The sequence below is a fragment of the Hominimerdicola alba genome, from assembly GCF_900109655.1.
Classification (GTDB): Bacteria; Bacillota; Clostridia; order Oscillospirales; family Ruminococcaceae; genus Hominimerdicola; species Hominimerdicola alba_B.
In genome coordinates this window covers 276,446-290,791 of record NZ_FOAT01000001.1, presented here as the reverse complement: position 1 = coordinate 290,791, position 14,346 = coordinate 276,446, and the positions used below count along the sequence as shown (strand labels likewise).

Annotated in this window: 18 protein-coding genes and 1 other annotated feature (1 of these 19 running past the window's edge); all 18 genes read left to right on the top strand. The window is 47.7% G+C overall.

Annotated elements, in window-relative coordinates; genetic code table 11:
• Positions 1 to 244: a binding site (T-box leader), on the bottom strand; it reaches 15 nt to the left of the window's first position.
• A gap of 186 nt (positions 245 to 430) precedes the next feature.
• Positions 431 to 1,750 (top strand): AI-2E family transporter, encoded by a 1,320-nt coding sequence (locus tag BMY75_RS01420; protein ID WP_074828616.1) that lies wholly within the window; start codon positions 431 to 433, stop codon positions 1,748 to 1,750.
• 105 nt (positions 1,751 to 1,855) lie between these two features.
• Positions 1,856 to 2,752 carry a stage III sporulation protein AA gene (locus BMY75_RS01415; protein WP_074828614.1) on the top strand — a complete coding sequence of 299 codons (897 nt, stop codon included), beginning with the start codon at positions 1,856 to 1,858 and terminating at the stop codon, positions 2,750 to 2,752.
• Positions 2,740 to 3,213, top strand: a complete 474-nt coding sequence (locus BMY75_RS01410) for a stage III sporulation protein AB (RefSeq protein WP_074828611.1) — start codon at positions 2,740 to 2,742, stop codon at positions 3,211 to 3,213. The genes BMY75_RS01415 and BMY75_RS01410 overlap by 13 nt, the downstream gene beginning before the upstream one ends.
• 9 nt (positions 3,214 to 3,222) lie before the next feature.
• Positions 3,223 to 3,420, top strand: a complete 198-nt coding sequence (gene spoIIIAC, locus BMY75_RS01405; RefSeq protein ID WP_074828607.1) for a stage III sporulation protein AC — start codon at positions 3,223 to 3,225, stop codon at positions 3,418 to 3,420.
• Complete coding sequence (locus BMY75_RS01400; RefSeq protein WP_074828605.1) at positions 3,420 to 3,806, top strand: SpoIIIAC/SpoIIIAD family protein; 387 nt, start codon at positions 3,420 to 3,422, stop codon at positions 3,804 to 3,806. The genes spoIIIAC and BMY75_RS01400 overlap by 1 nt, the downstream gene beginning before the upstream one ends.
• A 9-nt stretch (positions 3,807 to 3,815) precedes the next feature.
• On the top strand, positions 3,816 to 4,934 hold the full coding sequence (locus tag BMY75_RS01395) for a stage III sporulation protein AE (protein ID WP_074828602.1): 1,119 nt from the start codon (positions 3,816 to 3,818) through the stop codon (positions 4,932 to 4,934).
• Between the two features lie 4 nt (positions 4,935 to 4,938).
• Entirely contained in the window at positions 4,939 to 5,445 is a 507-nt protein-coding gene (locus tag BMY75_RS01390) for a stage III sporulation protein AF (protein ID WP_074828597.1), read from the top strand.
• Entirely contained in the window at positions 5,414 to 5,959 is a 546-nt protein-coding gene (locus BMY75_RS01385) for a stage III sporulation protein AG (protein ID WP_074828594.1), read from the top strand. Before BMY75_RS01390 ends, BMY75_RS01385 begins: the two co-directional genes overlap by 32 nt.
• A gap of 21 nt (positions 5,960 to 5,980) precedes the next feature.
• Positions 5,981 to 6,526, top strand: coding sequence for a SpoIIIAH-like family protein (locus tag BMY75_RS01380; protein ID WP_074828591.1), 546 nt, complete (start codon positions 5,981 to 5,983; stop codon positions 6,524 to 6,526).
• Positions 6,527 to 6,783: 257 nt separating this feature from the next.
• Positions 6,784 to 7,137, top strand: a complete 354-nt coding sequence (locus BMY75_RS01375) for an Asp23/Gls24 family envelope stress response protein (RefSeq protein ID WP_074828589.1) — start codon at positions 6,784 to 6,786, stop codon at positions 7,135 to 7,137.
• 47 nt (positions 7,138 to 7,184) lie between these two features.
• Positions 7,185 to 7,598, top strand: a complete 414-nt coding sequence (gene nusB / locus BMY75_RS01370; protein WP_074828585.1) for a transcription antitermination factor NusB — start codon at positions 7,185 to 7,187, stop codon at positions 7,596 to 7,598.
• Positions 7,598 to 8,539, top strand: coding sequence for a tRNA (adenosine(37)-N6)-threonylcarbamoyltransferase complex transferase subunit TsaD (locus BMY75_RS01365; RefSeq protein ID WP_074828581.1), 942 nt, complete (start codon positions 7,598 to 7,600; stop codon positions 8,537 to 8,539). Before nusB ends, BMY75_RS01365 begins: the two co-directional genes overlap by 1 nt.
• A complete protein-coding gene (gene xseA / locus BMY75_RS01360; protein WP_074828578.1) occupies positions 8,536 to 9,756 on the top strand; it encodes an exodeoxyribonuclease VII large subunit in 1,221 nt (406 codons plus the stop codon). Before BMY75_RS01365 ends, xseA begins: the two co-directional genes overlap by 4 nt.
• Positions 9,746 to 9,934 carry an exodeoxyribonuclease VII small subunit gene (gene xseB, locus BMY75_RS01355; protein ID WP_074828573.1) on the top strand — a complete coding sequence of 63 codons (189 nt, stop codon included), beginning with the start codon at positions 9,746 to 9,748 and terminating at the stop codon, positions 9,932 to 9,934. The genes xseA and xseB overlap by 11 nt, the downstream gene beginning before the upstream one ends.
• Positions 9,927 to 10,820 (top strand): polyprenyl synthetase family protein, encoded by an 894-nt coding sequence (locus BMY75_RS01350; RefSeq protein WP_074828569.1) that lies wholly within the window; start codon positions 9,927 to 9,929, stop codon positions 10,818 to 10,820. Before xseB ends, BMY75_RS01350 begins: the two co-directional genes overlap by 8 nt.
• A 26-nt stretch (positions 10,821 to 10,846) precedes the next feature.
• Positions 10,847 to 12,685, top strand: a complete 1,839-nt coding sequence (dxs, locus tag BMY75_RS01345) for a 1-deoxy-D-xylulose-5-phosphate synthase (RefSeq protein WP_074828565.1) — start codon at positions 10,847 to 10,849, stop codon at positions 12,683 to 12,685.
• 1 nt (position 12,686) lies between these two features.
• A complete protein-coding gene (locus BMY75_RS01340; protein WP_074828563.1) occupies positions 12,687 to 13,478 on the top strand; it encodes a TlyA family RNA methyltransferase in 792 nt (263 codons plus the stop codon).
• 1 nt (position 13,479) lies between these two features.
• Positions 13,480 to 14,343 (top strand): NAD(+)/NADH kinase, encoded by an 864-nt coding sequence (locus tag BMY75_RS01335; RefSeq protein ID WP_074828560.1) that lies wholly within the window; start codon positions 13,480 to 13,482, stop codon positions 14,341 to 14,343.
• Positions 14,344 to 14,346 lie beyond the last annotated feature (3 nt).

Genomic DNA, 14,346 nt, shown 5'->3' with positions numbered 1-14,346 from the left:
ACCGTGGTGCCACCCATTTTCCCGACAAATAACTGTCGGCTCACAAGGTACGCACTCTTCGGAATGACCTAGAGATCAATACCCCTCCGCACTAACGTAGGGAACACGGCAGGAGATACTCGTGAAAACTTTCGCTCCGCTCCTCACAAATCCATTCACTGTATGCCCTCGTACTGTCTCGCACCAAACGACAGCTCTCTGAAACTACCTCAAACAGTTACTTACTTTTGCTCACAGGATTTCGTTTATCAAATTTTCTGATTTGCATTATATTACTTTTTTTGCCATTTGTCAAGAGGTTTTCCGAAAAATGTAATGTTAACTTTCTGTAAATGCTCGTATGCGGTCAAAAAAATTCGTAAATCACTTGCAAATCTTCTGAAAATGAGTTATAATAAATAACAGTATTTTTTCAATGAAAGGACAGACCATGAAGATATATACAAACAAAAAGTACCAGACCATCGCGGTGTACGCGGCGGTAGTCATCGCTGTTAATGTACTGCTGGTACTGGCACTGAATAACGTTACTGATATACTGGAGAGTATCTATCATCTTTTTGATGTATTGCAGCCTGTGACCTGGGGCTTGATAATCGCATTCCTTACAAACCCCCTTATGGTGCGGACGAGCCGTCTGATGGGAAAATTATACAAGACAGAGGAAAAGCGGCAGAAAGCCTCCGGGTTCATCAAAGTTGTGTCGGTTATCATAACCGAGCTTCTTTTTCTTGGTATAGTTACGGGTATCGTTGCTATAGTAGTCCCCGAACTTATAAAATCAATTATGGAGATCTTTGATAATGCAGGGTCCATAGCCGAGAGTATCCAGAAATGGATAAACAAGGTATTCCGAAACTATCCCGCACTGGAACAGGCGGCAACAAAATGGCTGTCTGATTTCAATACCGATGTGGGTACGATATACGATAAAGTCAAGCCCATGCTTGAAAATATCCTATCGGGCGCGTGGGGTATCGTTACCGTAGTCAAGAACTTCCTGCTGGGTCTTATAGTATCTGTTTATATGCTTTGCAGCAAGGAAAAGCTTCTGGCACAGTTCAAAAAGATCATCATAGCCTTGACCAAAAAGCGTACCTGCGAAAAGATAATGGCAGGCTGCGAGCAGGCAAACACCGTCTTCTCCGGCTTCATTACAGGCAAGATAATCGATTCCATCATAATCGGTCTGATTTGCTTTATAGGTCTTACGATAATGAGTATGCCCTACGCTACGATGATAAGCGTTATAATAGGCGTGACCAACATCATACCTTTCTTCGGTCCACTGATAGGTGCGGTACCCACGGGTCTGCTGATACTCCTTATCGAACCGAAAAAGTGTGTTATTTTCATTATTTTCGTAGTAGTGCTCCAGCAGTTTGACGGCAATATCCTCGGTCCGAAAATTCTTGGTGATTCAACAGGACTTCCGGGTTTCTGGGTTCTGATATCACTGTTCCTTTTCGGCGGGCTTTTCGGTTTCGGCGGAATGATACTTGCAGTCCCCACCACAGCTCTGCTGTACAGCTTCATAAGAGGTTCGGTAGAGGAAAAACTTCGCAAGAAGAAGCTTCCCACAAGCACAGCGTACTATATGGACGATGTTCAGCATCTCTATAAAAAGCCTCCCGAGCGTACGCCCCTAACTGCCGAGGAACTTCTCGCCCTTGATATCCCCTCGATAGACGAGGTCAACGAAGTAAGCATCGATGAACAGAGCAAAGTTATTGAGCTCACAGAAAAATAAACTTTCAGCGCCGCTGTCGGTAAAAAGACAGCGGCGATTTTTTATGCATATCTTTCTGACACAAAGCATATCTATTTACCATGGACAAGCAAAGGAGTGATCGAATTGTCCGAAGCAACAACTCTTAAAAACGCACTGAAACTTCTTCCCACTCATTTTGCGGATATGCTTGAAAATCTCCCGTGTGACATTACCTCAAAGATCTGCGAGATACGTCTGCGTACCAGCAGACCACTTTCGCTGACCTTAACGGATGATACTATAATCCCGTATCGCGAGATCACAGTCACCCCGAAAGATATGGAACTCACAGCCGCAAGGGCTTTCAGATACTCCATGCACAGCAGTACTGCACAGCTATGCGAGGGTTATGCGGCATGGTGCGGTGGTATTCGAGTGGGTGTTTCAGGTACAGCTTCGGCAGAGGGCGGCAGGGTAGTGAATGTCAGTGATATATCTTCGCTGAATATCCGTATCCCGCGGGAGGTGACAGGCTGTGCCGAGGATATATTCCGCCGATTTATGGCTGAACGTCCTGAATCTATGCTTATCGCCGGCGAACCCTCATCAGGCAAAACAACTTTCTTACGAGATCTTGCCAGGCTATGCGGCGGCATTTACAGAACTGCCATCATAGACGAGCGCAGTGAACTGGCAGCGACAGTATCGGGAATGCCTACAAACGATGTAGGTATCATGACGGATGTATTCGACCGATACCCGCGCAAAGCCGCCGTGGAGACCGCAGTCCGCGTGATGTCACCTCAGGTGCTGGTGTGCGATGAGATAGGCTCGGCTGAGGACGTTGCATCCCTCGAATATACCTGTGATTCAGGGGTAGCGCTGATAGCTACCTGCCACTGCGGAAGTCTTTCGGAACTCTCACATAAGCCGAATATCTCAAAGCTTCTTGCTGATGGGGTTTTCGACACAGTACTATTGCTGAAAGACCGTGCTGTGAAAGATATACGAACAGCAGGTGAGCTCCTGTGCTTGGTGTGATAGGCTGTCTGTTGCTGACAGCATCGGGTGCGGCGGCAGGTGAAAACGCAGTATATCGCCTGAAAAAGCGCGAGGACGAGCTCCGTGAATTAAGTGCGATAATGTCGAAGATAGATATCTGCATTACCTCGTGCCGCCTTGACACCGCTGGCATTTTTCGGCGCATATCTGAGGAAAAGGGAAGTTACAGCTCCTTCTTTGTATCGGATGATGTTAATATTACCGAATGTGTATCATCACTCATAAGAACAAGCGGACTTGAGATGTGTGAGGCCTTTGCCGATCTTATAGCTCGTTTCGGTCATACAGATATCGATGGTCAGCTGGCGCAGAATGCTTTGTTCAGGGCGGAAGTCAACACCGCACTGGAAAAAGCTCACATGGCAAGAGAAAAATACACAAGGATATACAGGGCGGCGGGTATCTCCGCTGGATTGACTGCCGCTCTGATTTTAATATAGGTGAAGATAATGGAAATTGATCTCATATTCAAAATAGCCGCCGTGGGCATTATCGTGGCGGTGCTGAATCAGCTTCTCAAACGTGCCGAGCGTGACGAACAGGCGATGATGACCACTCTCGCGGGGCTTGTTGTGGTGCTGATGATGGTTGTCAGCAAGATAGGTGAGTTGTTCGATACGATAAAGAGGATCTTCGGACTGAGCTGATGAATATTGTTATAATATGCGCCTTCGCTGTGGTATCGGCTGTGATTTGCAAGACTGTCAATAATGACCGCAGTATCGCCATTGTACTGACCCTTGCCGCATCTGCTGTGATATTTATGAAAGCGGCGGCTTCCATGAGCGGTATTATAGCCCAGATGCGGTCGCTTTTTTTCGCACAGGGTGGCTCAGACCCTGAGTATATGCGCATACTGCTGAAAGGTCTTGGTATATGCTATATAACAAGCTTTGCATCGGGCATCTGCCGTGACAGCGGAGAATCAACTCTAGCTGAACAGACAGTTCTTGCAGGCAAGACAGCACTTCTGCTTGTCGCCCTGCCAATGCTGGAGACCCTGATAGGGATAGTTAAAACTTTGCTGATGTGAGGTCATTAAATGAAAAGGATAATAACAGCTGTTTTTGTTATAGCAGTGATGTTCATATTGTGCGTTAAAGCAAGTGCATCTTCTGCCGAAAACGGACTAGACCGCCTGAAAGATCAGATAGACTCCGAACTCAGCCGCGCCATCGATGAAGACATAGCCCAGGATATGGACGAGCTTGGGGTAACTCCCTCAGATTATGCAAAGCTTGATATGCGAGGATTCTTCGGCTGGCTGTGGGGGCGTTTTCGCGAAGTGCTATGTACTCCCGCAGTGATGCTTGGCAGGATACTTGCGGTGTCCCTGCTTTATTCTGCCGTGACATTTCTGACTCCGGAAAACCGAGAATTAAGTTCAACTTACGGCAGCGTATCCGTCATAGCTGTGATAACAGTCATGGCTGATACTTTATCGTCAAGTTTTTCTGCTTTGCAGGATTCCATATCCTGCATAAACAGGTTCATGCTGACTTACATACCGGTGTTTTCGGCTGTGTCTGCATCAAGCGGCAGTCCAATGGCTGCGGGCGCATACAGTTCATCGACTGTGCTTTTGTGCGAAGCCGCAGAGCTTGTGGCATCTGGAGTGCTGCTACCATTTTTGAGCACGTTTATGGCACTAGCAGTTGTCTCGGCCTTGAACACCCATGTGAAACTTTCGGGTGCGGAAGAAGCTATCCGTAGGCTGACTACATGGCTTCTTGCGGCGCTTATGCTTGTGTTTGTGGGACTTCTCACCATACAGGGAGTTACCTGTTCTGCGGCAGATTCCGTAGCCGCCAAGACCATACGCTTTACAGCTTCAAGCTTCATACCTGTCATTGGCAGTTCCGTCTCGGACGCTTTTCTTGCAGTCAAAAGCGGAGTTGGTGTCATCAGGGCTGCGGTGGGAGGATTTGGAATGATAGCGGTATTTCTAATAGCCCTCAGACCATTTCTGATTCTACTGTCAATGCGGCTTACCCTTTGGGCAGGCAGGATAGCCAATGAGTTTCTGGGTCTGAAACCCACAGTCGAACTCCTGAAAACTATGGATAACGTGATGGCTGTGGGAGAAAGTATCCTCATCGCCATCACATCGGCATTTATCATAGCTACAGCTGCGGTGATGTCATTTATGACAATGGGGTGAGTATATGAATGATATCAAAAGCGCCATAACAATCGCTTGCTTTATGGGCATAATAACCGCGATCACCGATATGCTGGCGCCGTCGGGTGGAATGAAAAAGCATCTAATGTCACTTTTGGGGCTGATGACTTTACTTGCTGTGATCTCGCCATTCGCTTCGTCGGGATTCAAGCTTTCTCTGAAAGAAGTGGATATCTCTTCTGAGATAGAGCTTGAAAAATCTCACACCCAAGCCGATGTTACCGGGATATTTCTAGATGAAGCGAAGTCACGGTGCGATGAATATTTCACCGACCTGCTGAATAAGAATGATATCAGCGAAGCAAAAGTCAGTACAAAGCTGGTTCTCACAGAGGATAACGAAATCGAGATAACCGCGGTGGAAGTCATTCTGACTGATGAAACCAAAGCAGATGAAGTCAGACGTCTTATATCGGCAGAGATTGGTGAGTCTGAGATAATAATAGGGAAGGCAGAAGATGAAAAAGCTGATTCAACAGTTGGCGGATAGACTGAGAAACAGCCCTAACAGGCTGAAGATAGCAGTTGTCCTGGGGGCGGCGGGGATGCTGATGATAATGCTTTCCGAGTTTATACCCGATAATAAGGATAAGCCGGAAAAAGGTGTAGCGCAGACAAAAACATCTGATAGCAACAATTTCAGAAAGCGTACGGAGAACGAACTCAAAGAACTTCTCGAACAGATTGAGGGTGTAGGGGAGTGTGAGGTCATGATATCCCTTGAAAGCAGCACCGAGTATGTCTATGCAGAAAATATCAGCCGATTTACCGAGGATAACACCGACCGCCGAAGCGAAAAACTAGACGAGGATATCGTCATCACCGAAAACGGCGGGACAAGACAGCCTCTGATAAGAAAGGTCATAGACCCGCAGATAGGCGGAGTTGTCATCGTATGTGAAGGAGGAGGGAACATAAGCATCAATGAACGTGTGCAAAAAGCAGTTTCGACCGCCCTGAACATCTCATCTACAAGGGTTTGTGTTGAAGCTAAATGCAGATAAACGGAAAAGAGGTACATAGCAATGAAAAAGCCAAGTTTTGTTATAGGCAAAAAGCAGATAGTCCTGGCGGGAATGACCCTTATGCTGGGCATAGCCGTTTATGCGAATTACGCAGTTACTTCATCGGGCGGCGAGATAAAGACAACCGATAAGATAGAAAAGCACAGTGCAGATTATGGTGAAGCAGAGCTTGTCAGTCTTGATAAGAACTCAACGGATTATTTCGCACAGGCACGTATAGAACGTATGAACGCCCGTGACGAAGCCAAGGAGACACTCAAGACAATAATCAACGGCGGTGATGCCACAGAAGAAGAAAAAGAGGTAGCTGCCGAAGAAGCTGCCGCCATGACAGGTCTTATGGAATCCGAAAGCAAGATAGAATCACTTGTAAAGGCGGCAGGGTTTACAGAATGCGTATGCTACCTTGACGGAGATAACGCAAACATCGTGGTCAAGGCAGGTCCTGAGGGTCTTATAGCCAGCGAAGCCGCTCAGATCAAGGATATACTGCTCAGCGAAGTGTCCGTACCCACCGAGAATATTCGCATTTTCGATGTGGCATAAAACAAATGAAATATCCGCTCGTATCCCGACGTAGCTTTTGGGGTGCGGGCGGTTTCGTGCGTACATTATCGTATAAATACGGCTCGATTATTATGCGGCGGTTTACCAAATTATACGACCGTATAATTTGGTAACATCAGTTATACGAAAAAATGCGCGCAGTGTCTTTACTTTTGCAGAAAAATATGTTATAATACTTTCAAGTATACAAATAACGGGGCTGATGTCCCGCTGAATATTTTACGGGAGGTATCATTATGTCAGAAAACACCAACAAAGTCGAGAAAAGTCTCCATATAAATCAGGACGTTATCGCACAGATAATCACCAACTCCATGACAGAGGTGGAGGGAGTATACGGTGTAGCACCCGTTATGAAGACCCCCAGGCAGATCTGGCTCAGACAGGAGAGTGTGGGAAATATCAGGATAGGGCTCGTTGACGATGTTCTTTCCGTTTCCATAGGTGTCATTCTCAACAACGGAACCAATGCGATAACCGCTGCCGAGATGATACAGGAGCAGGTCAAGAGCGCTGTGCAGACTATGCTGGGGCTCACCGTTGCCAAGGTAAACGTAACGATCTGCGGCGTTCATTTCAGTGAGGACTGATACCTCTGTAGAAATGTATCAGAATAATTTTTGTTAGGAGTGTTTGTGTGGCAGGAAGACGAGAAGTAAGACAGGCTGCTTTTCTGCTGTCTTTTGAAAAAATGTTTTTGGACGATGATCTGGATAAGATATTTGAGAGTGCCGAGGAACTTGGCGAGTTCATACCCGTGAACGATGAGGTGAAGTCCCTTGTGCGTGCTATATTCGATAACCAGGAGGAGCTTGATTCCATCATATCGAAGTATTCAGACAAGCGCGCTGTCAGCCGTATACCCAAGGTGGATCTTACCGCGCTGAGACTTGCTATCTACGAAGCGCTTTATGATGACAAAGTACCTGTGAACGTAGCGATAAGCGAGGCTGTGGCTCTTACTGAGAAATACGCTCTCGAACCTGATATCGCTTTCGTTAACGGTCTCCTGGGTTCATTTGCAAAGGATATCAAAAAGGACGAGGACTGATGGGAATATACTTAGGTATAGACACCAGTAATTACAGGACGAGCTGTGCGCTGTATGACAGCGTTACGGGGGAAGTAAAGTCTTGCAGACAGCTTCTTCCCGTGAAAAAAGGCGAGCGTGGGTTAAGACAGTCTGAAGCGGTGTTCCATCATACAAAACAGCTTCCTGCGTTAATGGAGGAACTGTTTTCGGACAAGCCGCAGCTTTCGGGCTGTGCCTATTCCTATGCCCCAAGAGAAGTTGAGGGCTCATATATGCCCTGTTTTCTTGTGGGTGAAAACGTGTGCAGAGCAGTTTCTGCCGCCGCAGGTATTGAGCCTGTGCGTACCTCTCACCAGAAAGGTCATGTGCTGGCGGCGCTTTATTCCTGCAAAAAGCTTAGTCTTCTTGATAACGGCGAACCTTTTCTTGCGTTCCATGTCAGCGGCGGTACTACGGATATGTTGCTGTGCAGAGGGGACAAGGAAAAGGTCGTTTCTTTGACTGAGGCAGGTCATTCCGATGACCTTAAAGCCGGTCAGTGTATCGACAGGCTGGGTGTAAGGCTGGGGCTGAATTTTCCCTGCGGTGAGGAACTTGAAGAGCTCGCCCACAAAAGTAATCGGGAATTCAGGATAAGACCCTCGGTAAAAGGGCTTGACTGCTCGCTATCGGGAGTAGAGAACAAGTGCGTGCAGATGCTTGAAAAAGGCGGATCTCCCGAGGATACTGCCAAGTTCTGTCTGGACTATATCTTTGAGACAATATCGGCGATGACAAAGGCAGGTCTTGAAAAATACGGCGATATGCCTGTTATCTATGCGGGTGGCGTCATGGCGGACAAGCTTATCGCTGATAAGCTTTCAAAGCAGTTTGACGCATATTTTGCTGCGCCCGATTTTTCGGGGGATAACGCAGTTGGCATAGCGATCTATGCCGCCATGAAAGGAAATGAGCCATGAGTGTTCTGACAGTCAGTCAGCTGAATAAACTGCTGGCATTCAAGATAAAGCAGGAGCTTAAATTCAAAGGTGCGGCGGTCAAGGGCGAGATATCGAATTTCAGCATACATTTCAGGACGGGTCACGCTTTTTTTACCATCAAGGATGAAGCGAGCTCCATAAAATGCATCATGTTTTCGGGGCGGGTGAAAAAGCTGAAAGCCCTGCCTGAGAACGGCATGAGCGTCCTTGTTATGGGCGATGTTGAAGTGTATGAGCGTGAGGGTTCATGTCAGATAATAGCCACCGAGATAGCTGTTCTCGGCAGTACGGGCATAGCTTTTGCAAAGAACGAACTGCTCAAAGACAAGCTGAAAAAGCTGGGTGTTTTTGATCAGTCGAAAAAAAAAGCCATACCCATGGTGCCGAAAAAGATCGCTGTGGTGACATCGGCGGACGGTGCCGCCTTGCAGGATATCCTTAATATTGTAGGCAGACGTTACCCTGTCTGCACGGTGGAAGTTTATCCCGCTACGGTGCAGGGAGATACAGCACCCGCGTCGGTTGCGGCGGCTTTAAGGTCTGCTGATAAAAGCGGCGCGGATACAATAATACTATCAAGGGGCGGCGGTTCTTCCGAAGACCTTGATGCTTTCAATTCAGAGATTGTTGTAATGGCGGTGGCGGATTGTTCTACACCTGTTATATCAGCTGTTGGCCACGAGACGGATACCACCCTTGCCGACTATGCCGCAGATATGCGGGCACCTACGCCCTCGGCGGCAGCTGAGCTTGCAACTCCCGATATCGTTGATATGTATGCCGCGGCAAATGTGATGAAAGCACGGCTTGATTCTGCTTTTGGGATGTATCTGAGGGGCAGGATGATAGAAATTGAAAAGCTGGATACAAGGCTCAGGGCTTCGTCGCCGAAACGTCGGCTGAAAGAATCCGAAAAGCGCCTTGAAGAAGCCGAAAACAGACTTCGTATGCTGATGGAAAACAAGCTGAAAGTCTGCGAGCTGAACCTTGACAGGGCGGCGGCACAGCTGAGGACACTCAGCCCATTCAACGTGCTGGGCAGGGGTTATGCTCTGGTTGAAAGCGGCGGCACAGCCCTTACCTCGGTGAAGGATATCAAAGAGGGCATGGAGATAAGCATACGCTTCGCTGACGGCACCGTTGCGGCTGTTACGACAAAGATAAATGACCGAAAGGCTGATATAAATGACATTTGAAGAAAATCTGCAAAGGCTTGAGGAGATCGTGGCTCAGCTTGAAAGCGATAAACTCCCTCTGGATAAAGCACTTGAACTTTACAAAGAGGGCGTGGGTCTGACGGCGGACAGCAAAAAGGCTCTGGAGAACGCCAAACTCACAGTAAAAACTATGAACGGAGAAAATACTGATGACTGATAGACATGAACAGCTGTTACAGGCATATGCCGAAAAAATAAATGAAGAGCTGTTGAAATTCACCGAAAATAAGCCCGAGCTCCAAAGCGCAGTTCTTGAAGCAATGGAGTATTCACTGAGTGCTGGGGGCAAAAGGCTTAGACCTATCCTGATACTTGAATTCTACCGTATGTGCGGCGGTGATGATATAGACAAAATGGTGAAGCTTGCCTGTGCTGTTGAGCTTATACACACCTATTCCCTTATCCACGATGACCTGCCTTGCATGGACAATGACGACTTCCGCAGGGGCAAACCCTCATGCCATAAGGCTTTTTCTGAGGATATAGCACTGCTGGCAGGTGACGCGCTGAATACTTTAGCTTTCGAGGTTATCACCGACTGTGCGATGGAGGGGACTATATCCGCTGAAACAGCTGTAATGCTGATCTCAGTGCTTTCCAAAGCCATCGGTACCAACGGCATGATAGGCGGTCAGGTCATCGACTTGCAGACCGAGGACGAAGTGATCGACCTTGAGACCTTGAACACTCTGCAGTCCTATAAAACAGGGGCTCTTATCGAGGCTGCCTGCGTAATGGGCGTTATCATTTCAGGCAAAATGGAGTATATCCCCGCTGCCGCCGAGTACGCTCAGGCTATGGGCAGGGCTTTCCAGATAGTGGATGATATCCTTGACGTTACCGGCACTTTTGAAGAGCTGGGCAAGCCCATCGGCAGCGACAGCGAACAGCATAAGAACACCTATGTATCTCTGCTGGGTCTGCAAAGGTCGAGACAGAAAGCGGCACAGCTGACTGTAACAGCTCTTGGCGCCCTGAAGAAATTTGAAAACAACGAATTCATGTTTGAGCTCACACAAGAGCTGCTTGAAAGACGCTCATGATCTCGGCGAAGGGAGTTTAAAAGATTATGGCAGATAAAAAAGCAGATCTTTTCAGTCTTGACCTGCCCGCAGATCTTAAAAGGCTGTCATACAACCAGTGTGATGAGCTTTGCAGGCAGATACGGGCACTTCTGATAAAGACAGTTTCCAAAAACGGCGGACACCTTGCCTCAAATCTCGGCACGGTGGAGCTGACAGTTGCTCTTCACAGGGTTTTTGAATCACCTGAGGATAAGATAGTCTGGGACGTGGGACATCAGGCATATACCCATAAGATACTTACAGGCAGGCGCGACAGTTTTTCTACCCTGCGCAAAGAGGGCGGTATCTCTGGTTTTTGCCGTCCCGACGAATCAGAGCATGACGCATTTATCAGCGGACACAGCTCAAATTCCATATCCGCGGCGCTTGGTATAGCCTATGCCAACAAGATCAAAGGCGACCCACATCATGCCATCGCAGTACTTGGTGACGGCGCTATGTCGGGTGGACTTAGCTTTGAGGGTCTTAACAACGCAGGCAAAAGCGAGACGAATATCATCGTTATCCTTAATTATAACGAAATGTCCATATCCCGTAACGTGGGCAGTATGGCGAAATATCTCTCCACACTGAGGACAAAGTCTTCATATAAAAGAACAAAATCAGCAGTTCAAAGGGTGCTGGACGCTACTCCTGTCGTGGGTCAGCCTGTGAAGAAAGTCGTCAAATCATCGAAGAACGCTTTCAAGTCCATGCTTCTGCACAGCACCATGTTTGAAGAACTGGGATTCGAGTTTATAGGACCTCTCGACGGTCACAATATTGAAGAACTTGAAGCAGGACTTCGCGCGGCAAAAGCATCGAAAAAGCCTGTTTTCGTCCATGTGAACACTGTCAAGGGAAAAGGCTATGCACCCGCAGAAGCCAATCCCGGTGAGTTCCACGGTGTGGGTTCATTTGAGATATCCACAGGCAATCCCGATGTTGTCAGCGCTGACAGCTTTTCCACCGTTATGGGCAAGGAGCTTTGCAGGCTTGCAAGGGCTGATAAGCGTATCTGCGCGGTGACAGCCGCTATGAAGTACGGTACGGGACTGCAATATTTTGCCAAAAATTTTCCTAACAGATTTTTTGATGTTGGCATAGCCGAAGAACACGCGGTAACATTCTGCGGAGGTCTTTCCGCCGCAGGCATGATACCTGTTTTTGCAGTGTATTCCACATTTTTACAGAGAAGCTATGACCAGCTTATCCACGACCTTGCCATTGGCGGACTTCACGCAGTTATCTGTGTTGACCGTGCGGGCATTGTAGGAAGTGACGGTGAGACACATCAGGGTATATTTGATATCTCATTCCTGACCGCTGTGCCTAATGTAACCATCTATTCGCCCTCGGACTATCAGGAACTCAGGCTTTGCCTTAAAAAAGCAGTTTTTGAAGAAAAGGGCATAGCAGTTGTACGCTACCCCAGAGGCAAAGAAGTGTCAAGTTGTGGTCTTGACACTATCAGAACAACACATTATCTCGGCAAAAACGGCGGAAATACTTTGCTTGTAAGCTATGGCAGACTTTACAATAACGTCTGCAAAGCCGCAAATATTCAAAAAGAAAAAGGTATCATATGCGATACTCTGAAACTTGTCAAGGTATTTCCCTTGGCGGATGATATAGCTGATATAGTCAAGGGCTACGACAAGGTGCTTTTCTTTGAGGAAGCCTATGCTGACGGTTCTATCTCCGAAAAGCTATCCGCTGTGTGCGGTAATGTGGAAACCTTCAACATCAAGGGCTTAGTACATCACGGCGACCCCGATACACTGCTTGATGAACTGGGTCTGTCCGCTGAAAAGATAGCGCATACAGTCGAAGAGAGGATATAAGATGAGATTAGATGTCTACCTGACAGAAAATGGCATTTCCAAAAGCAGGGAGCGTGCCAAGACCATGATAAAGTCGGGCTGTGTAAAGCTTAACGGCGCTGTATGCACCAAACCAGCCGCTGAAGTGGCTGAGGGCGACAAAGTCGAGGCAGATGACAGCAGTTTCGACTATGTGGGCAGAGGTCTTATCAAGCTGGAAACCGCCTTTCAATCATTTAAACTTGACATCACTGATCTTGTCTGCGCTGATATAGGCGCATCAACAGGGGGATTTACACAGTGTATGCTGGGGCGCGGCGCAAAACTCGTCTATGCGGTGGACGTTGGCAGCGGTCAGCTTGACCCTGTATTGCTGAATGATGAGCGTGTGGTAAACATGGAAGGCGTAAACGCAAGATACTTGACACTTGATGATTTTCCTGAAACACCGCAGTTTATCAGCGTTGATTTGTCTTTTATATCCTTGACACAGGTTATGCCCGCATTGGTATCATGTCTGGATAACGGCGGAAAAATGGTGGTTCTTATTAAGCCCCAGTTTGAAGCCGGAAAGGCAGCACTGAATAAGAAAGGGATAGTCAGGGACAAAAAAGACCATCTCCGCGTGCTGCGGGATATGACCGCTTTCTTCACAAGCTGTGGGCTTTCCGTGGCGGGGATAGTGCCTTCCGGCATAACAGGTGGGGACGGCAATAGGGAATATCTGGCATATCTAATAAATGACGGACGGGCTGCCGCTGCATCTATCGATTTGAAAAAGCTCGTTGAAAACGCTTTTTTAGTGGGTGAGTAATATGAAAGTTTTTTTGTATCCCAATCTGGGTAAAAATCGCTGCGCCGAATACACGGTGGAAGCCTGCAACGTTCTTCGCAGCTGCGGCATAGGCTTTTCGGTCAGCGAAAGGTATAAGGACGTTTTTGCCGATGTTAACGGCATGGTTTTCGGCAGTACCGAGGAATGCATGGATAATGCCGATATCATCATCGCTATCGGCGGCGACGGCACTATCCTGAAATGTGCAGGCAGAGCTTCAAGACTGAGAACACCTATTCTCGGCATAAACTGCGGCAGACTGGGCTTTATGGCGTCTCTGGAACATTCTCAGCTTGATTTGCTCCGCAACCTCACCGAGGGCAAATACACAGTAAGCCGCCGCATGATGCTGGAAGCTTCTGCAAGCGGCGAAGAGGGAACTTATTCCGCCCTTAACGATGTTGTTGTTTCAAGGTCGGACGACTGCAAGATATCTGATTTTGAGGTCGTTAAGGACGGTCAGATAGTTTCGCTTATCCGCGCCAACGGTGTGATCTTCTCCACAGCTACAGGTGCTACAGCCTACTCGCTGTCCGCCGGGGGAGCGATAATCGAACCCGAGATGGAATGTATCGAATTCACGCAGATTTGCCCCCATACGCTGTTTGCCAGGTCAATGATATTTTCGGCATCGAGCGAGATAAAAGTCAAGTGCCATACGGCAGACAACGCCCACGTTCATCTCAATGTTGACGGTAATATCGTTTACAGATTGTCCGACGGTGACGAGATAAATATCCGCCGCGCAAAGGAAAGCCTTGATATCATCGATATCTGCGGAGGAAGCTTCTTCTCGTCGGTAAACACCAAGCTTATGAGACCTCTAAAGGGTACGGAGGGATGATTT

What these genes read in the sequence shown, in the direction of transcription:
- BMY75_RS01420 (WP_074828616.1), top strand. Translation starts at nt 431, where the DNA reads ATGAAGATATATACAAACAAAAAGTACCAGACCATCGCGGTGTACGCG.
- spoIIIAC (WP_074828607.1), top strand. Translation starts at nt 3,223, where the DNA reads ATGGAAATTGATCTCATATTCAAAATAGCCGCCGTGGGCATTATCGTG.
- BMY75_RS01400 (WP_074828605.1), top strand. Translation starts at nt 3,420, where the DNA reads ATGAATATTGTTATAATATGCGCCTTCGCTGTGGTATCGGCTGTGATT.
- BMY75_RS01395 (WP_074828602.1), top strand. Translation starts at nt 3,816, where the DNA reads ATGAAAAGGATAATAACAGCTGTTTTTGTTATAGCAGTGATGTTCATA.
- BMY75_RS01390 (WP_074828597.1), top strand. Translation starts at nt 4,939, where the DNA reads ATGAATGATATCAAAAGCGCCATAACAATCGCTTGCTTTATGGGCATA.
- BMY75_RS01385 (WP_074828594.1), top strand. Translation starts at nt 5,414, where the DNA reads ATGAAAAAGCTGATTCAACAGTTGGCGGATAGACTGAGAAACAGCCCT.
- BMY75_RS01380 (WP_074828591.1), top strand. Translation starts at nt 5,981, where the DNA reads ATGAAAAAGCCAAGTTTTGTTATAGGCAAAAAGCAGATAGTCCTGGCG.
- BMY75_RS01375 (WP_074828589.1), top strand. Translation starts at nt 6,784, where the DNA reads ATGTCAGAAAACACCAACAAAGTCGAGAAAAGTCTCCATATAAATCAG.
- BMY75_RS01365 (WP_074828581.1), top strand. Translation starts at nt 7,598, where the DNA reads ATGGGAATATACTTAGGTATAGACACCAGTAATTACAGGACGAGCTGT.
- xseA (WP_074828578.1), top strand. Translation starts at nt 8,536, where the DNA reads ATGAGTGTTCTGACAGTCAGTCAGCTGAATAAACTGCTGGCATTCAAG.
- xseB (WP_074828573.1), top strand. Translation starts at nt 9,746, where the DNA reads ATGACATTTGAAGAAAATCTGCAAAGGCTTGAGGAGATCGTGGCTCAG.
- BMY75_RS01350 (WP_074828569.1), top strand. Translation starts at nt 9,927, where the DNA reads ATGACTGATAGACATGAACAGCTGTTACAGGCATATGCCGAAAAAATA.
- dxs (WP_074828565.1), top strand. Translation starts at nt 10,847, where the DNA reads ATGGCAGATAAAAAAGCAGATCTTTTCAGTCTTGACCTGCCCGCAGAT.
- BMY75_RS01340 (WP_074828563.1), top strand. Translation starts at nt 12,687, where the DNA reads ATGAGATTAGATGTCTACCTGACAGAAAATGGCATTTCCAAAAGCAGG.
- BMY75_RS01335 (WP_074828560.1), top strand. Translation starts at nt 13,480, where the DNA reads ATGAAAGTTTTTTTGTATCCCAATCTGGGTAAAAATCGCTGCGCCGAA.